We start from the raw sequence: 18,850 nt of genomic DNA on the forward strand, positions 1-18,850 counted from the left end.
ATGTTAGAAAAGTTAAAGGAAAAATGGGACGAAATCTTATTGAATTTAAAAGAAGAGCATGAAATTACAGATGTTTCTTTCAAAACCTGGCTTCTCCCCTTAAAAGTTTATGCTGTAGAGGACGAGAAAGTGATCGTTACCGTACCGGATGTGGAGTTCCTGGGATACATCCGCAAAAAATACGGGTTTCTTCTGAAGATCACCATTGAAGAAGTGACTGGTTTTGAATGCACCGTTGATTTTGTTGTCGAAAATCAGATTCAAAAGGAAGCTGTCCCGGCTCCTGCTGAAAATACGCTTATTAAGAACACAGTGAATTCGGTCAACCAGTCTGCCATTATCAATGCAAACTTAAATCCGAAATACATTTTTGATACCTTTGTGGTTGGTGCAAATAACAATCTGGCTCATGCGGCTTCCCTGGCAGTGGCGGAATCCCCTGGAGAAATTTATAACCCGCTTTTTATTTACGGAGGCGTTGGTCTGGGAAAAACCCACCTGATGCATTCCATCGGTCACTTTATCCTAAAGAATAATCCCAATGCAAAGATCCTTTACGTGACCAGTGAGAAATTTACCAACGAGTTGATTGACGCGATCCGTAATAAAAATAATTTTTCCCCTACAGAATTCCGCGAAAAATACCGGACCAACGATGTACTGCTGATTGATGATATCCAGTTCATTATCGGTAAGGAAAGTACCCAGGAAGAATTCTTCCACACCTTCAATGCCCTTTATGAAGCAAAGAAACAGATTATCATATCCTCAGATAAACCTCCGAAGGAAATCGAAACCCTGGAAGAACGGCTTCGATCCCGGTTTGAGTGGGGCCTGACAGTGGACATACAGTCTCCGGATTATGAGACCCGGATGGCCATCCTCCGCAAAAAAGAGGAAATGGAAGGCTACAACATTGACAATGAAGTAATCAAATACATAGCCACCAACATCAAATCCAACATCAGGGAATTGGAAGGTGCCTTAACAAAGATCGTTGCACTCTCCCGCCTTGATAATAAAGAAATCACCGTGGAACTGGCCGAAGAGGCATTGAAAGATATTATTTCCCCCAATGATAAAAAGGAAATTACACCGGAACTTGTCATTCAGGTCGTTGCAGACCACTTCGGAATCACTCCCCTTGACATCTGTTCCCAAAAGCGTAACAAGGAAATTGTTTATCCCCGTCAGATCGTTATGTTCTTATGCCGTGATATGGTAGGAACTCCCTTACAGATGATTGGAAAATACCTGGGCGGAAGGGATCATACCACCATCATTCATGGAATTGATAAGATCACCAGCGATATCAATAAGAACGAATCGTTAAATAATACCATTGAAATCTTAAAAAAGAAGATTAATCCACAATAAGGTGTGCATGAGCTGTTTATTTCCTGTGGATATTTAAGACTCTCCCTTCGTTTCTTATGATCTTGTGGATAACTTAAAAGTTTTCCTTAAGTTCTGTGGACGTTATTCACATCGTTATAAACACAGAATTCCAAGCCTTTATAATGGTTTTCAGGGTTTTTACACAAACCCACAGCCCCTACTACTAATACGACGGAATTTAATTATATCATCCATCTATTTATTGTAATTTTTAAAGCAAAGGAGTTATCAACAATTATGAAACTGACATTCCAGCAGGATGCGATTCTAAACGGCATTAATATTGTATTAAAAGCGGTCCCCAGTAAAACCACCATGTCTATCCTTGAATGTATCTTTATTGATGCCAGCGGTTCTGAGATCAAGCTGACAGCCAATGATATGGAGCTTGGCATTGAAACCAAGGTAGAAGGAACCATCCTGGACCGGGGGAAAATCGCTCTAGAGGCGAAACTTCTTTCTGAAATCGTTAGAAAACTTTCTTCTGCAGGAGATTCGCTTGTGACTATTGAAAGCGATGAGAAATTCAACACTACCATTTCCTGTGAAAATTCAGTTTTCCATATTCAGGGACGGGATGCAGAGGAATTTGCGTACCTACCCTACATTGAACGGGACCATTACATCTGCTTATCCCAGTTCTCCTTAAAAGAAGTCATCCGCCAGACCATCTTTTCCATTGCACCGAATGACAGCAACAAGATGATGACCGGAGAGCTTTTTCAGGTGACAGGAAACCAGTTGAAAGTGGTTTCACTGGATGGTCACCGCATTTCCATAAGAAATATTGAGCTAAAAGATCAATACCATGATATAAAAGTCATTGTTCCTGGCAAGACTCTAAGCGAGGTCAGCAAGATTCTGGGCGGAGACAATGAAAAAGAAGTACTTATTTTCTTTGGGGCAAACCATATTTTATTTGAATTTGACCAGACCATGGTAGTTTCCCGTCTGATTGAGGGAGAATACTTCCGGATTGACCAGATGCTTTCCAGCGATTACGAGACAAAGATCACCGTTAATAAGCGGGAGCTTTTAGACTGTCTCGACCGCGCAACCATTCTGGTACGTGAAAATGACAAGAAACCTTTAATCATGAACATCGTAGATCAGGAAATGCAGCTTAAGATGAACTCCAGCTTTGGGTCCATGAATGCAGAGGTTTCCACTCACAAAACCGGAAGCGATATCATGATCGGTTTTAACCCCAAGTTTTTAATTGATGCTCTGCGGATCATTGATGATGAGGAAGTAACTCTTTATATGTTAAATCCAAAATCTCCCTGCTTTATCCGGGATGAGGAAGGAAAATACATTTATCTGATTCTGCCTGTCAACTTTAACGCAGCAGCGGTATAAGAGATTTTACGTGCTTTCAAACGGCACAGAATGGAGAACTCATGGAAACAATCAAACTGAAAGGCGAATATATTAAGCTTGGCCAGGCCTTAAAGGCAGCTGGTTTGGCTGGCTCCGGTGTTGATGCCAAATATGCCATAGAGGATGGTCTGGTATCAGTCAATGGTGAGATAGAATATCAGCGAGGTAAAAAACTGAGGGCCGGGGATATGGTTACCTTTGAAGGCAATACCATTAAAATCGAGTAAAGCCCTGAGGGCATACCTTGATGTCCAGAATACCGGACAATAGAGAGGAACGTACATTATCCATGAGGATTGAATCGATAGAGCTTAAGAATTACCGCAACTATGATGAATTACATATGGATTTTAGTCAGGGAACCAACATACTCTATGGGGATAATGCCCAGGGAAAGACCAACGTCTTAGAAGCAATCTATGTCTGTGCTACGACAAAATCCCACAGAGGAAGCAAAGATAAAGAAATCATACAATTCGACAGGGATGAGTCCCATATCAAGCTGAATGTGAGAAAGAACGATACTCCATACCGGATTGACATGCATTTAAAGAAAAACAGGACCAAAGGCGTGGCAGTGAATGGCGTTCCCATAAAGAAGGCCAGCGAGTTGTTTGGAATTGTCAATGTTGTGTTCTTTTCTCCGGAAGACTTAAATCTCATAAAAAATGGTCCGGCAGAAAGGCGCCGGTTCCTTGATTTGGAATTATGTCAACTAAACAAGCTCTACGTCCATTCCCTGGTGCAATACAACCGGATTGTGACACAGAGGAACAAACTGTTAAAGGATCTGGCATTCAGACCCGACTATGAGGAGACGCTGGACATATGGGATATGCAGTTGATCCAGTATGGAAAAGAAATCATTTATTACAGGAAAGAATTCATAGAACGGCTGGGAGGGATCATTGAACCCATCCACCGGAAGCTTTCCGGTGACAAGGAATCTCTTCGCATCCTTTACGAACCGAATGTAGAGGCAGATGCGTTTGAAGATACATTAAGACGAGGCAGAAAGCAGGATTTAAAGCAAAAGACCACCTTAACGGGTCCCCACCGGGATGATTTGAGTTTCATCGTAAACGGGATCGATATACGTCGGTTTGGTTCCCAGGGACAGCAAAGGACCGCTGCTTTATCCTTAAAGCTTGCAGAAATAGAATTGGTAGAAAATATTGTGCATAATTACCCAATCCTTTTGCTTGATGATGTATTGTCTGAGCTGGACAACAGCAGACAGAATCAATTGCTGGCAGGGATTAATCACATACAAACCATAATTACCTGTACGGGGCTGGAAGATTTTATAAATAACCGGTTCCCCATTGATAAGATATTTCGGGTAGTTCATGGTACCGTAGAAAGTGAAAATTAACGATTCAGGAGGAAGCGTGGGAATATGAGTCAAGAATATGGTGCAGATCAAATCCAGATATTGGAAGGGCTTGAAGCAGTAAGAAAAAGACCCGGAATGTATATCGGCAGTACGTCCATCCGGGGTCTTCATCATCTGGTATATGAGATCGTGGATAATGCGGTAGATGAGGCACTGGCCGGATACTGTGACAGCATAGAGGTAACAATCAATCCCGATAACTCCATAACGGTTCAGGATGACGGCCGTGGAATCCCGGTAGGCATCCAGAAAAAAGCCGGAATCACGGCGGTTGAAGTGGTATTTACCATCCTTCATGCCGGCGGCAAATTCGGCGGCGGGGGATATAAGGTATCCGGAGGTCTTCACGGAGTAGGTGCCTCTGTCGTGAACGCTCTGTCCGAATGGCTTGAAGTTGAGATCCGCCAGGAGGGAAAGATTTATAAACAGCGGTTTGAAAAAGGAAAAACCATGTATCCGTTAAAGGTCATAGGTGAATGCGGCATGGAGGAACACGGAACCAAAGTAACCTTTCTTCCAGATAAAGAAATTTTTGAAGAGACTGTTTATGATTATGATACCTTAAAGATCCGTCTTCGGGAAACCGCATTTTTAACCAAAAACTTAAAGATTGTTTTAAAAGACGACAGAGAAGAAAACCGTGAGCATGTATTCCACTATGAAGGCGGAATCAAGGAATTTGTCACCTATTTAAACAAGGGAAAGACCTCCCTGTATGATCAGGTATTTTATTGTGAGGGAACAAAGGATGGAGTTTATGTGGAAATTGCCATGCAGCACAATGATTCCTATACAGAGAGTATCTACAGCTTTGTAAACAACATCAATACTCCGGAAGGCGGAACCCATTTAGCGGGATTTAAGAGTGCTTTGACCACCACCCTGAATGACTATGCGAGAAAGAATAAACTTCTCAGAGAGAGCGAGACCAATTTATCCGGTGAGGACATCAGGGAAGGTCTGACGGCCATTATAAGCATTAAGATCGAGGAACCTCAGTTTGAGGGACAGACCAAGCAGAAATTAGGCAACAGCGAAGCCAGAGGTGCGGTAGATAATCTGCTTCGTGAACAGCTGACCTATTATCTGGAGCAGAATCCAGGCATTGCAAGAACCATCTGTGACAAGTCCATCCTTGCACAGAGGGCCAGAGCAGCAGCCAGAAAAGCCAGGGACTTAACAAGAAGAAAGACCGCTCTTGAGGGAATGGCCCTTCCCGGAAAACTTGCAGACTGTTCCGACAAAAATCCGGAAAACTGTGAGATCTACATCGTAGAGGGAGACAGTGCGGGCGGCTCCGCAAAAACTGCCCGTTCCAGAAATACCCAGGCAATTCTGCCTCTTCGAGGTAAGATTTTAAACGTAGAAAAAGCAAGACTTGATAAAATATATGCCAATGCAGAGATCAAAGCCATGATCACCGCATTCGGTACAGGCATTCATGACGATTTTGAAATCAGCAAATTAAGATACCATAAAATCATCATTATGACCGATGCCGATGTAGACGGTGCACATATCAGTACCCTGCTTTTGACCTTCCTGTATCGGTTTATGCCGGATTTGATCAAAAAAGGCCATGTATATCTGGCACAGCCGCCGCTTTACAAGGTGGAAAAGAGTAAGAGAGTCTGGTACGCATATAGCGATGAAGAACTGAATTCCATCTTAAAAGAGATTGGAAGGGACAACAATAATAAGATCCAGCGCTATAAAGGTTTGGGAGAGATGGATGCAGAACAGCTTTGGGAAACCACCATGGACCCGGAAAGACGTGTGCTTTTAAGAGTCAATATGGACGAAGATTCCCAGTCTGAGATGGATTTGACCTTTACTACCCTTATGGGAGACCAGGTAGAGCCAAGACGTGAATTTATCGAAGCAAATGCCAAATACGTACAGAATCTTGATGTTTAATTGGAGGAAATAAAATGGAACCAAATATCTTTGATAAAGTTCATGACGTGGACTTAAAAAAGACCATGGAAAAATCGTACATTGATTATGCCATGAGCGTCATTGTCTCCAGAGCTCTGCCTGATGTAAGAGACGGTTTAAAGCCGGTTCAGAGAAGAGTTCTGTATTCCATGATCGAACTTAATAACGGTCCCGACAAGCCGCATCGTAAATGTGCCCGTATCGTCGGTGATACCATGGGTAAGTACCATCCTCACGGTGACAGCTCTATTTACGGAGCCCTGGTTAATTTAGCCCAGGAATGGTCCACCAGATATCCCTTAGTGGATGGCCATGGAAACTTCGGTTCTGTCGATGGAGACGGTGCAGCCGCCATGCGATATACGGAAGCCCGTTTAAGCAAGATCTCCATGGAGATGCTCGCAGACATCAACAAGGACACCGTTGATTTCAGTCCCAACTTTGATGAGACGGAAAAAGAACCGGATGTGCTGCCCTCCCGCTATCCCAACCTTCTGGTCAATGGTACCTCAGGAATTGCCGTTGGTATGGCTACCAACATTCCTCCCCATAACTTGAGAGAAGTCATCGGAGCAGTTGTAAAAGTCATTGATAACCAGGTGGAGGAAAACAGAGAAACCACCATGGAAGAGATCCTGGAAATCATCAAAGGACCGGATTTTCCGACCGGAGCAACCATACTGGGAAAACGGGGAATTGAAGAAGCCTACCGCACAGGAAGAGGGAAAATCCGCGTCAGAGCAGTCAGTGACATTGAGACAATGCCCAACGGAAAGAGCCGTATTATCGTAACAGAGCTTCCATACATGGTGAATAAAGCCCGTCTGATCGAAAAAATTGCAGACTTGGTAAAAGATAAAAAAGTAGACGGGATCACAGACTTAAGAGATGAGTCTGACCGTTCCGGTATGAGGATCTGTATTGAACTCCGCCGTGATGCCAATGCCAACGTGGTATTAAACCAGTTGCTCAAGCACACCCAGCTTCAGGACACCTTCGGTGTAATCATGCTGGCACTGGTGAAGAACAAAGCCGGAGTCCTGGAACCAAAGGTACTGAACATTCTTCAGATGTTGAATTATTACCTGGATCATCAGAAAGAAGTGGTAACAAGAAGGACCCGTTACGACTTAAACAAAGCAGAAGAGAGAGCTCATATCTTGGAAGGTCTGCTCATTGCACTGGATAACATTGATGAAGTTATTAAAATCATCCGTGGTTCTCAAAACATCCAGATTGCCAAAGCAGAACTTATGAGCCGGTTCCAGTTAAGCGACGCTCAGTCCCAGGCCATTGTAGATATGCGTCTTCGTGCACTGACCGGTTTGGAACGGGAAAAGCTTGAGAATGAATACAGAGAACTGGAAGCAAGGATCGCAGAATTAAAGGCCATCCTGGGAGATGAGAAAAAACTTCTGGCAGTTATCCGGGAAGAGATTTCCATCATTTCTGCAAAATACGGAGATGACAGAAGAACCTCTATCGGGTTTGACGAATATGATATGTCCATGGAAGATTTGATTCCTGATGAGAGCACCATTGTTGCCATGACAAAACTTGGTTATATTAAGAGAATGTCTGTAGACAATTTTAAAAACCAGAACCGTGGAGGCAAGGGAATCAAGGGAATGCAGACCATTGACCAGGATTACATCGAAGATCTGATGATGACCACCACCCATCATTATCTCATGTTCTTTACCAATACGGGCCGCGTATACCGGTTAAAGACCTATATGATACCGGAAGGAAGCCGGACAGCCAGAGGAACCGCCATTGTAAATCTTCTTCAGATGCTTCCGGGCGAGAGTATCACAGCCATCATTCCCATGAAGGAATATAATGATGAGAAGTTCTTATTTATGGCGACCAGAAACGGTATGGTCAAGAAAACACCGATGATGGAATATGCCAATGTCCGTAAGAACGGCCTTCAGGCCATTGTCCTTAGGGAAAATGATGAACTCATTGAGGTTAAGGCAACCGACGATACCAATGATATATTCCTCGTAACCAAAAAGGGCCAGTGTATCCGGTTCCATGAAAAAGATGTCCGTGTAACCGGCCGTGTTTCCATGGGTGTCATCGGAATGAAGTTGAATGATGATGATGAAGTCATCGGAATGCAGATAGAGACCCAGGGACCGGAACTCCTTATCGTATCCGAAAACGGAATGGGCAAACGCACTCCAATCGAAGAATTTTCTCCGCAAAGAAGAGGCGGAAAGGGTGTTCTGTGCTATAAGATCACCGAAAAAACCGGTGACATTGTCGGAGCAAAACTGGTTGATGATGACCATGATCTTCTTTTAATTACCACAGAAGGTATTGTAATCCGAATTTCTGTCAATGATATTTCCGTCATTGGAAGAAATACCTCCGGTGTGAAGCTTATGAACATTGAGCAGGAATCCGATATCCGTGTGGCAAGCATTGCAAAAGTCCGGGATGACGGAAGCAAATCCGATGAGGATTTAGAAGAATTGGATTCAGAACTTTTAGACGTTTCCGAAGAAGCCGAAGACATAAGTGACAGTGAAGAATAAATTCTTAACACAATATCTCTTGTAATATTTAAATTTTTATATTATAATACAATTCATCAATAAAGAGCGGTAAAAGACTTTGAGAGCAGCAATAAATTTTACTGCAATCAAAGTCTTTATTCTTTATTGAAAGTAAGCAGGCATACCCTGCATGGACGAAGTCCGAAAAAAGGAGGAACAAAAGCTTGGAGAGTGACCCAGGCGCGGCCCAGATAGCCGCACAGATTTTATTATTAGTAGCCCTCACCATAATGAACGCATTTTTCTCTGGGGCAGAGATGGCCGTTGTATCGGTCAATAAGAACCGGATTCGGATGTTAGCCGATAGCGGGAATAAGAAGGCAGCTTTGATTCAAAGATTATCAGAAGATTCCACCGGGTTTTTATCAACCATCCAGGTAGCCATTACGTTTGCAGGATTCTTTTCCAGTGCATCAGCGGCAACCGGTATATCTCAGGTATTGGGTGGAAAGTTTGAATCTTTTGGCATTCCCTATGCCCAAAGCATTGCAATGGTCACGGTGACCATTATACTGTCTTATTTTAACCTTGTTTTTGGAGAACTGGTACCAAAAAGGATCGCATTGCAGAAAGCAGAAAAGTTCAGTTTATTTGCAGTTCGTCCCATTTATATCATTTCCAGAATTTTGGCACCGTTTATAAAGCTTCTTTCCCTATCAACCAACGGAATCTTAAAACTGCTTGGTATGAAGACAGACAATTTAGAAGAAGAAGTATCAGAAGAGGAAATCCGTTCCATGCTCCAGACTGGACGTGAAAGCGGAGTATTCAACAAGATCGAGGAGGATATGATCACATCAATATTCCTTTTTGATGATAAGAAAGCCAGAGAGATCATGATTCCCAGACAGGATATGATTGCAGTGGATATTAACCAGCCTCTGGATCTGGTTCTGAATGAGATATTGGACAGTCGACATTCCAGAATTCCGATTTATGATGAAGAGATTGATAATATAATCGGTATTTTGTCCATGAAGGACTTTACCATCGAGATGAATAAGAATGAACTTGCGGATATTGACATTCGTCCCATCCTTCAAAAGCCTTATTTTATCCCGGAAAATAAAAAAACCGACGACCTGTTTTTAGATATGCAGAAGCATAAAAAGAATATGGCAATTTTAATTGATGAGTACGGCGGAGTATCAGGACTCATCACCATGCAGGATTTAATTGAAGAGATCGTAGGAGATATTCACGATGAGTATGAAGATGTGGAACCACAGTTAGTTGAAGTGGAACCTTATGTCTATAAAGCATCCGGAAGTATTTCCCTGTATGACATTGATGACGTTCTTCATGAAGAAATTGAAAGTTCCTGCGATACTTTGTCAGGATACTTAATTGAACTTTTAGGCTTTATTCCAAAAGAATCCCAGATGCCTCTGGAACTTGAAGATGAGAAAAACAGCTATACCATCTTAGAGATGAAGGATAAGGTTATAAAGAGCGTTCTGGTCCATATAAAAGAAAAAACAAAATAAAATATAAGCAAGAGGTTCGGTTTCTGAATGACAGAAGCCGGATCTCTTTTTGAAACAGTCCCTTGACAAGGACGTGTCAAATTTGGTAAGATACAAACTGAAACTATAATGATTACAGATAAACAGTCATATGATGTTCGTGAGAATGGGGGATTAGTATGACAAGTGAATTTGCAGTAGCCGTCCATAGTGTGGTTTATTTAAATCAAAGGCAAACCACAACGTCCAGTGAAGAATTGGCTTCCAACGTCTGCACCAATCCGGCCAGAATAAGAAAAGTCATGGCAAAGCTAAAAAAAGCCGGGATTATTGAAACAAAGGAAGGTCTGGAAGGAGGATATCATTTGATCCAGGAGCCTTCAACCGTTAATTTAAAGCAGATCTGCGATGCTTTGGATGTAAGCTTTGTGTCCTCCTCCTGGAAATCCGGAGATGAAAACATGCCCTGCATGGTAGCTTCAGGGATGTCCGGAGTAATGGATGCGATGTATGCGGAACTAAACGAGCTGTGCAGAAGCAGAATGGAACAGATCACCATTAAGGATATACAGGAACAACTGATAAGAAATCGGCAGAGATCGAAAAAGATGGCAGGGGATGAATGAGAAACATCATACCTGCCATTATTTTTTTATTGAATTCATAATAGGAATCATTTATGATAAAAAAAGATGATTAGAATCCGTATGCCTGGAGGGAACCATGATTAGAACTGTAAACAGTGAGGAAATAACAAGAAATATAAAAGAAATGTGCATCGAAGCAAACCATGTGCTGTCAAAGGATATGGAGACTGTATTTTTAAAAGCCGCAGAACGGGAAAAATCAGATTTAGGAAGACAAGTCCTCTGCCAGCTGAAAGAAAATCTAAAGATTGCCGGAGAAGACAGGATTCCCATCTGCCAGGACACCGGAATGGCAGTGATATTTATAAAAGTTGGCCAGGACGTACATATAGAAGGAAAAAATCTGACCGATGCCATCAATCAGGGAGTATCGGAAGGTTATGTGGAAGGCTATTTAAGAAAATCCATTGTAGAGCCTATTAAACGGATCAATACAAAGGACAATACGCCCGCTGTGATTCACTATGAAATCGTAAGCGGCGATAAAATTGATATTACGGTAGCCCCAAAAGGTTTCGGAAGTGAAAACATGAGCCGCATCTTTATGCTAAAACCGGCAGACGGACTGGAAGGAGTAAAGGAAGCCATACTTACAACCGTAAAAGAAGCCGGCCCTAATGCATGCCCTCCAATGGTAGTTGGCGTAGGCATTGGCGGAAGCTTTGAAAAGTGTGCCCAGATGGCAAAGCATGCCCTGACAAGAGATTTAAATGAAACGCCTGAGATTCCATACGTCAGAGAGCTGGAAGAGGAAATGCTTTTAAAAATCAATAAGCTGGGGATCGGTCCGGGAGGCCTGGGGGGAAGTGTAACGGCTCTTTCCGTAAATATTGAAACCTATCCTACCCATATTGCCGGTCTTCCCGTTGCCGTCAATATCTGCTGTCATGTAAACAGACACGCCCACCGCATCCTATAATTGTTAAATATGAATTGGAGAAAGACATGGATTATCATATAAATGTTCCGATAAGTAAGGAAGAAGTAAAAAAACTCAAGTCAGGAGATTACGTGTATTTAACTGGGATTATCTACACAGCCAGAGACGCTGCACACAAGAGGATGATAGAGACCCTGGACCAAAATGCCCCCCTTCCCTTTGACATAAAGGGAAATACCATTTACTACATGGGTCCGTCACCTGCCAGAGAAGGCCGCCCCATCGGTTCTGCCGGTCCCACCACCTCAAGCCGTATGGATAAATACACCCCGACCCTTCTGGATCTGGGAATGGGAGGAATGATCGGAAAAGGAAAACGAAGCAGAGAAGTCATTGACGCAGTAATCAGAAATGAAGCGGTATACTTTGCAGCAGTAGGAGGCGCCGGTGCCCTTCTATCCAAATGCATAACCGCATCAGAAATTATTGCTTATGAAGATCTGGGAACCGAGGCCATCAGACGCCTTACTGTTAAGGACCTTCCCGTAATTGTTGTCATAGACAGTCAGGGAAACAATCTATATGAAACTGCCGTTAAAGCATATAGAGAGGATTGAATATGAATCGTATTGTCTACATGGTAATAAAGAATGTGTTTCGGGTGCCGGTATGGTTTTATCGGATCTGTAAATTTGGATCGTCAGGTGATCCCCATACCCACAAGGAACGCTATGATTATATTAGAAACGTGGTAAAAAAAATCAATCGTTCCGGCCGGGTAGAAGTAGAAGTTCATGGAATCGAAAACCTTCCTGCCGAAAATGGTTTTATTCTGTTTCCCAACCATCAGGGATTATTTGATGTGCTTGCGCTCATGGATGCATGTCCCAACCCATTGAGTGTGGTTGTAAAAAAAGAAGCATCCAATCTGATTCTGGTCAAACAGGTAATAAAAGCACTTAACGGTTTATTTATAGACCGTAAAGACATCAGAGCTTCCATGGACATTATTGTTCAGATGACGGAGAATGTAAAAAAAGGCACAAATTATGTGATCTTCCCCGAAGGTACCCGCAGCCGCGAAGGAAATAAACTTCTGCCCTTTAAGGGGGGGACCTTTAAAAGTGCCGTTAATGCAAAATGCCCGATAGTTCCGGTCGCCCTCATTAACTGTTTCAAACCCTTTGATGAGAATTCCTCCAAAAAGCTGAAGGTGCAGGTATGCTTCCTAAATCCATTATATGCAGAGGATTACCAAAAGACAAAAACCACCCAGTTAGCTGAGATTGTCCATGACAGAATTCAAGAAGAAATAAATCAAAAAATAGGTTGACAAGTCGAATTATATTTTGTATAATTGTCAATGCGTCTGGGAAAGCTCATACTTGAACGACGCATCATATGGAAGCTATGAACTACGGAGAAATACTCAAGAGGCCGAAGAGGCGCCCCTGCTAAGGGTGTAGGTCGGGCAACCGGCGCGAGGGTTCAAATCCCTCTTTCTCCGCTTAATTCCAGATGATTCTTCTTTAAACTAGACAGTGAAAAAAAGTAGTTGACACAATCAGGAAGATATGTTACTATATACCAGCTGTCGAAAAACAGTGAAAAAGAAAAAGTAAAAAAGTTGTTGACAAGCAATCGAATATATGATAAGATATACGAGTTGCTGTTGAAGCAGACAACACAAAAAGCACTTTGAAAACAGAAGATTGAACAGTATGTAAAACCCTGAAAATTCTAATAAATAAGCTGTGTTTGAACAGCTTTGAATGAGAAATTCAGAACGAATACAAGCAATTGTATACGAACCAAACAACAAGTAAAACGGGAAATAAATTAGCTAGTTAGTTGATTTTGACCGTGGATTGAACAAACTGGCAGGTCCAAGCGGTATGCTCATGAAGCTTTGCTTCATTCGCTACCATTTGCTTCGCAAATGTTCAGCTATTCACCCGAAAGTCCTTATGGAAGCGAGCTTCCAACAGACTTCCTGGTAAATATCTGACCGCTTTCAAAGACTATTTGCTTAAATTTGAGAGTTCGATCCTGGCTCAGGATGAACGCTGGCGGCGTGCTTAACACATGCAAGTCGAGCGAAGCAATTTTAAGGAAGCCTTCGGGTGGAATTAAGATTGACTGAGCGGCGGACGGGTGAGTAACGCGTGGGTAACCTGCCTCATACAGGGGGATAACAGTTAGAAATGACTGCTAATACCGCATAAGCGCACAGTGCCGCATGGCACGGTGTGAAAAACTCCGGTGGTATGAGATGGACCCGCGTCTGATTAGGTAGTTGGTGAGGTAACGGCTCACCAAGCCGACGATCAGTAGCCGACCTGAGAGGGTGACCGGCCACATTGGGACTGAGACACGGCCCAAACTCCTACGGGAGGCAGCAGTGGGGAATATTGGACAATGGGGGAAACCCTGATCCAGCGACGCCGCGTGACTGAAGAAGTATTTCGGTATGTAAAGGTCTATCAGCAGGGAAGAAAATGACGGTACCTGACTAAGAAGCCCCGGCTAACTACGTGCCAGCAGCCGCGGTAATACGTAGGGGGCAAGCGTTATCCGGATTTACTGGGTGTAAAGGGAGCGTAGACGGCGATGCAAGTCTGGAGTGAAAGCCCGGGGCTCAACCCCGGGACTGCTTTGGAAACTGTGTTGCTAGAGTGCAGGAGAGGTAAGTGGAATTCCTAGTGTAGCGGTGAAATGCGTAGATATTAGGAGGAACACCAGTGGCGAAGGCGGCTTACTGGACTGTAACTGACGTTGAGGCTCGAAAGCGTGGGGAGCAAACAGGATTAGATACCCTGGTAGTCCACGCCGTAAACGATGAATACTAGGTGTTGGGGAGCAAAGCTCTTCGGTGCCGCCGCTAACGCAATAAGTATTCCACCTGGGGAGTACGTTCGCAAGAATGAAACTCAAAGGAATTGACGGGGACCCGCACAAGCGGTGGAGCATGTGGTTTAATTCGAAGCAACGCGAAGAACCTTACCAAGTCTTGACATCGGAATGACCGGTCCGTAACGGGGCCTTCCCTACGGGGCATTCCAGACAGGTGGTGCATGGTTGTCGTCAGCTCGTGTCGTGAGATGTTGGGTTAAGTCCCGCAACGAGCGCAACCCTTATCCTTAGTAGCCAGCAGTACGGCTGGGCACTCTGGGGAGACTGCCAGGGATAACCTGGAGGAAGGTGGGGATGACGTCAAATCATCATGCCCCTTATGATTTGGGCTACACACGTGCTACAATGGCGTAAACAAAGGGAAGCAAAGGAGCGATCTGGAGCAAATCCCAAAAATAACGTCTCAGTTCGGATTGTAGTCTGCAACTCGACTACATGAAGCTGGAATCGCTAGTAATCGCAGATCAGAATGCTGCGGTGAATACGTTCCCGGGTCTTGTACACACCGCCCGTCACACCATGGGAGTTGGTAACGCCCGAAGTCAGTGACCCAACCGTAAGGAGGGAGCTGCCGAAGGCGGGACTGATAACTGGGGTGAAGTCGTAACAAGGTAGCCGTATCGGAAGGTGCGGCTGGATCACCTCCTTTCTAAGGAAGAAAAAGTAGGGGTTTTATATACTGTTGAGTCTTAGGTTTTCAAAGAAGTAAATAAGGAAACACCAAGAAAGACAAAAGATTTCTGGTGCCGATGCGCTTAGGGGAAACACCCGTTCCCATCTCGAACACGATGGTTAAGACTTAAGCGGCCGATGGTACTATGCTGGAAACGGCATGGGAGAGCAGGTGGGTGCCAGATTCCATTAAAAAAATCACTCGCCAGAGTGTTTTATATAGAACGGACACGTTCCAATGGGTGGAAAAGAAAACGAAGCCTGTGTTAAAGAATGTGTTAACCTGATTCAGCAGGGAAGTGCTGTTTTATATAACTGGTTTTTACCAGTGATTCGTGAGTTTGAGTACATCAAGCTTTCGAATGACTGATAAACTTCAGTCACAGTGGTAGAAATACGAAGGTGAAATCCTTCTGTTCGTATCACGCATGTACCTTGAAAACCACATATTGAAATATATCTAGATAAAGTCTTTGCAAAAAGACAATATCAAGACATCCGAGGTGTTACATCGAACGATGTAACCAAACAAAACTCGTTCAATTATCGTGACGTACGATAAACGAACAAACCTAAGACCAGAGATACAACGCTATGTATCTTAGATAAGTAGCCCGCACCCGCAGGTGAACATCGAATTGGTTAAGCTAATAAGAGCGCAGGGTGGATGCCTTGGCACTAAGAGCCGATGAAAGACGTGATAAGCTGCGAAAAGCTTCGGGGAGGAGCAAATATCCTTTGATCCGGAGATGTCTGAATGGGGAAACCCAGCTGAGCAAACCTCAGTTGTCGTATGGTGAATCCATAGCCATACGTCGGGAACCCGGGGAACTGAAACATCTAAGTACCCGGAGGAAAAGAAAGAAAACTCGATTTCCAAAGTAGCGGCGAGCGAAATGGAAGGAGCCTAAACCGTCATGCGTGCATGGCGGGGTTATGGACTGCAGGAAGTGAGACGATTTGTTACCAGAACGGTCCTGGAAAGACCGGCCATAGAAAGTGAAAGCCTTGTATGGGAAAGCAATAGTCAGCGAGCAGGATCCAAAGTACCACGAGACACGAGAAACCTTGTGGGAATTCGGGGGGACCACCCCCCAAGGCTAAATACTCCTTAGTGACCGATAGCGCATAGTACTGTGAAGGAAAGGTGAAAAGGACCCCGGGAGGGGAGTGAAAAAGAACCTGAAACCCTGTGTTTACAAGCTGTGGAACCACGTTAAAGGTGGAACCGCGTACTTTTTGTAGAACGGTCCGGCGAGTTACCGTTACTGGCAAGGTTAAGCACTGAAGGTGTGGAGCCGAAGGGAAACCAAGTCTTAATAGGGCGTTGAGTCAGTAAAGGTAGACCCGAAACCGGGTGATCTACCCATGTCCAGGTTGAAGCTGCCGTAAAAGGCGGTGGAGGACCGAACGCACATCCGTTGAAAAGGGTGGCGATGAGGTGTGGGTAGGGGAGAAATTCCAATCGAACCCGGAGATAGCTGGTTCTCCTCGAAATAGCTTTAGGGCTAGCCTCGTATTAGTCTGCCGGAGGTAGAGCACTGAATTTCCTAGGGGGCGTCAAAGCTTACCAAAGAATATCAAACTCCGAATGCCGGTCAGATGATGTACGGGAGTCAGACTGCACGAGATAAGTTGGGCAGTCAAAAGGGAAAGAGCCCAGACCACCAGCTAAGGTCCCAAAGTGCGTGTTAAGTGGAAAAGGATGTGAGATTTCAGAGACAACTAGGATGTTGGCTTAGAAGCAGCCACCCATTCAAAGAGTGCGTAATAGCTCACTAGTCGAGAGGTCTTGCGCCGAAAATGTCCGGGGCTAAAACACGACACCGAAGCTGTGGAATGTATATTTATATACATTGGTAGAGGAGCATTCTTAATGCATCGAAGCATTACCGTAAGGAGATGTGGAGTGTTAAGAAGAGAGAATGCCGGAATGAGTAGCGAGATGGAGGTGAGAATCCTCCAGGCCGAATATCTAAGGTTTCCAGAGTAAAGCTGATCTGCTCTGGGTAAGTCGGGGCCTAAGGCGAGGTCGAAAGACGTAGTCGATGGACAACAGGTTGAAATTCCTGTACCGCATATTATCAGAACTGTGGGGACACAGAACCGAGAGAGAACCCGGGAATGAAAAGACCGGGGCAAGCATTGGACTGGCTGGGCTGGCAAATCCGTCTAGCAACAGGAAGGTGTGACGCGTACCGAACAAAAGTAGGGAAGTCTCTGTAGGGGCTGTCAAGAAAAGCCGCTATTGTGTAATATGTGCCCGTACCGTAAACCGACACAGGTGGATGAGGAGAGAATCCTAAGGCCGGCGGGAGAAGCATTGTTAAGGAACTCGGCAAAATGACCCCGTAACTTCGGGATAAGGGGTGCCTGAGAAATCAGGCCGCAGAGAATAGGCTCAAGCAACTGTTTAGCAAAAACACAGGTCTATGCAAAACCGAAAGGTGAGGTATATGGGCTGACGCCTGCCCGGTGCTGGAAGGTTACGAGGAGGGGTTAGCGGAAACGCGAAGCTCTGAATTTAAGCCCCAGTAAACGGCGGCCGTAACTATAACGGTCCTAAGGTAGCGAAATTCCTTGTCGGGTAAGTTCCGACCCGCACGAAAGGCGTAATGATTTGAGCGCTGTCTCAACAATGCACCCGGTGAAATTGAAATACCAGTGAAGATGCTGGTTACCTGCGCCAGGACGGAAAGACCCCATGGAGCTTTACTCTAGTTTGATACTGGGATTCGGTATTGCATGTACAGGATAGGTGGGAGGCAAAGAATCACGGACGCCAGTCTTTGAGGAGCCGATGTTGGGATACCACCCTTGCGATACTGGGTTTCTAACCTGCAGCCATGACCTGGCTGGGGGACAATGTCAGGCGGGGAGTTTGACTGGGGCGGTCGCCTCCGAAAGAGTATCGGAGGCGCTCAAAGGTTCCCTCAGAATGGACGGAAACCATTCGAAGAGTGCAAAGGCATAAGGGAGCTTGACTGCGACACCGACGGGTGGAGCAGGTAGGAAACTAGGACTTAGTGATCCGGTGGTATAAAGTGGGATTGCCATCGCTCAACGGATAAAAGCTACCCTGGGGATAACAGGCTTATCACTCCCAAGAGTTCACATCGACGGAGTGGTTTGGCACCTCGATGTCGGCTCATCGCATCCTGGGGCTGTAGTAGGTCCCAAGGGTTGGGCTGTTCGCCCATTAAAGCGGTACGCGAGCTGGGTTCAGAACGTCGTGAGACAGTTCGGTCCCTATCCGGCGTGGGCGTAGGATATTTGAGAGGAGCTGTCCTTAGTACGAGAGGACCGGGATGGACTGACCTCTGGTGTATCTGTTGGTGATCAAGACCATGGCAGAGTAGCCAAGTCGGGAAGGGATAAACGCTGAAGGCATCTAAGCGTGAAGCCCCCCTCAAGATGAGATATCCCATCGCAAGAGTAAGACCCCTTGAAGACGACGAGGTAGATAGGGCAGAGGTGGAAGCATGGTAACATGTGTAGCTGACTGTCACTAATAGGTCGAGGGCTTAACCAGGTTGGTTTAGGTAAGAGGAAGAACGGATGAAAGATTTAAGACAATGTGTGGTTTTGAGGGT

General features: G+C 44.7%; 11 protein-coding genes, 1 tRNA gene and 3 rRNA genes. All 15 read left to right on the forward strand.

Features of this window, described 5'->3' with window-relative positions:
- Entirely contained in the window at positions 1 to 1,377 is a 1,377-nt protein-coding gene (gene dnaA / locus VIG27_RS00005; RefSeq protein WP_394524093.1) for a chromosomal replication initiator protein DnaA, read from the forward strand.
- Between the two features lie 258 nt (positions 1,378 to 1,635).
- On the forward strand, positions 1,636 to 2,757 hold the full coding sequence (gene dnaN, locus VIG27_RS00010) for a DNA polymerase III subunit beta (RefSeq protein WP_394524096.1): 1,122 nt from the start codon (positions 1,636 to 1,638) through the stop codon (positions 2,755 to 2,757).
- Between the two features lie 41 nt (positions 2,758 to 2,798).
- Entirely contained in the window at positions 2,799 to 3,005 is a 207-nt protein-coding gene (locus VIG27_RS00015) for an RNA-binding S4 domain-containing protein (RefSeq protein ID WP_394524098.1), read from the forward strand.
- Between the two features lie 62 nt (positions 3,006 to 3,067).
- Positions 3,068 to 4,153, forward strand: coding sequence for a DNA replication/repair protein RecF (gene recF, locus VIG27_RS00020; protein ID WP_394524100.1), 1,086 nt, complete (start codon positions 3,068 to 3,070; stop codon positions 4,151 to 4,153).
- A 24-nt stretch (positions 4,154 to 4,177) separates the two neighbouring features.
- Positions 4,178 to 6,091, forward strand: coding sequence for a DNA topoisomerase (ATP-hydrolyzing) subunit B (gene gyrB, locus VIG27_RS00025; protein ID WP_394524104.1), 1,914 nt, complete (start codon positions 4,178 to 4,180; stop codon positions 6,089 to 6,091).
- A 14-nt stretch (positions 6,092 to 6,105) separates the two neighbouring features.
- A complete protein-coding gene (gyrA, locus tag VIG27_RS00030) occupies positions 6,106 to 8,658 on the forward strand; it encodes a DNA gyrase subunit A (protein ID WP_394524106.1) in 2,553 nt (850 codons plus the stop codon).
- Between the two features lie 185 nt (positions 8,659 to 8,843).
- A complete protein-coding gene (locus VIG27_RS00035) occupies positions 8,844 to 10,166 on the forward strand; it encodes a hemolysin family protein (protein WP_394524108.1) in 1,323 nt (440 codons plus the stop codon).
- 158 nt (positions 10,167 to 10,324) lie between these two features.
- The gene (locus tag VIG27_RS00040; protein WP_394524111.1) at positions 10,325 to 10,771 is read left to right on the forward strand and encodes an RrF2 family transcriptional regulator; all 447 of its coding nucleotides are present in this window, start codon (positions 10,325 to 10,327) and stop codon (positions 10,769 to 10,771) included.
- Between the two features lie 97 nt (positions 10,772 to 10,868).
- Positions 10,869 to 11,711 carry a fumarate hydratase gene (locus VIG27_RS00045; protein ID WP_394524113.1) on the forward strand — a complete coding sequence of 281 codons (843 nt, stop codon included), beginning with the start codon at positions 10,869 to 10,871 and terminating at the stop codon, positions 11,709 to 11,711.
- A 26-nt stretch (positions 11,712 to 11,737) separates the two neighbouring features.
- A complete protein-coding gene (locus VIG27_RS00050; RefSeq protein ID WP_394524115.1) occupies positions 11,738 to 12,289 on the forward strand; it encodes a Fe-S-containing hydro-lyase in 552 nt (183 codons plus the stop codon).
- A gap of 2 nt (positions 12,290 to 12,291) precedes the next feature.
- Positions 12,292 to 13,005, forward strand: coding sequence for a lysophospholipid acyltransferase family protein (locus VIG27_RS00055; RefSeq protein ID WP_394524119.1), 714 nt, complete (start codon positions 12,292 to 12,294; stop codon positions 13,003 to 13,005).
- A gap of 86 nt (positions 13,006 to 13,091) precedes the next feature.
- A tRNA-Ser gene (locus tag VIG27_RS00060) sits at positions 13,092 to 13,179 on the forward strand.
- 524 nt (positions 13,180 to 13,703) lie between these two features.
- A 16S ribosomal RNA gene (locus VIG27_RS00065) occupies positions 13,704 to 15,234 on the forward strand.
- Positions 15,235 to 15,324: 90 nt separating this feature from the next.
- Positions 15,325 to 15,442, forward strand: a 5S ribosomal RNA gene (rrf, locus tag VIG27_RS00070).
- Between the two features lie 455 nt (positions 15,443 to 15,897).
- Positions 15,898 to 18,789: ribosomal RNA gene (locus VIG27_RS00075) — 23S ribosomal RNA — on the forward strand.
- Together the 16S, 23S and 5S rRNA genes form the textbook arrangement of a ribosomal RNA operon.
- The last annotated feature ends 61 nt before the right edge of the window (positions 18,790 to 18,850 follow it).

The sequence above is a fragment of the Lacrimispora sinapis genome, from assembly GCF_043633585.1.
In the GTDB taxonomy this organism is placed as follows: domain Bacteria; phylum Bacillota; class Clostridia; order Lachnospirales; family Lachnospiraceae; genus Lacrimispora; species Lacrimispora sinapis.

Bases quoted from the DNA above. Each gene is read 5' to 3' on its own strand.
- dnaA (WP_394524093.1), top strand. From the start codon at position 1: ATGTTAGAAAAGTTAAAGGAAAAATGGGACGAAATCTTATTGAATTTA.
- dnaN (WP_394524096.1), top strand. From the start codon at position 1,636: ATGAAACTGACATTCCAGCAGGATGCGATTCTAAACGGCATTAATATT.
- VIG27_RS00015 (WP_394524098.1), top strand. From the start codon at position 2,799: ATGGAAACAATCAAACTGAAAGGCGAATATATTAAGCTTGGCCAGGCC.
- recF (WP_394524100.1), top strand. From the start codon at position 3,068: ATGAGGATTGAATCGATAGAGCTTAAGAATTACCGCAACTATGATGAA.
- gyrB (WP_394524104.1), top strand. From the start codon at position 4,178: ATGAGTCAAGAATATGGTGCAGATCAAATCCAGATATTGGAAGGGCTT.
- gyrA (WP_394524106.1), top strand. From the start codon at position 6,106: ATGGAACCAAATATCTTTGATAAAGTTCATGACGTGGACTTAAAAAAG.
- VIG27_RS00040 (WP_394524111.1), top strand. From the start codon at position 10,325: ATGACAAGTGAATTTGCAGTAGCCGTCCATAGTGTGGTTTATTTAAAT.
- VIG27_RS00045 (WP_394524113.1), top strand. From the start codon at position 10,869: ATGATTAGAACTGTAAACAGTGAGGAAATAACAAGAAATATAAAAGAA.
- VIG27_RS00050 (WP_394524115.1), top strand. From the start codon at position 11,738: ATGGATTATCATATAAATGTTCCGATAAGTAAGGAAGAAGTAAAAAAA.
- VIG27_RS00055 (WP_394524119.1), top strand. From the start codon at position 12,292: ATGAATCGTATTGTCTACATGGTAATAAAGAATGTGTTTCGGGTGCCG.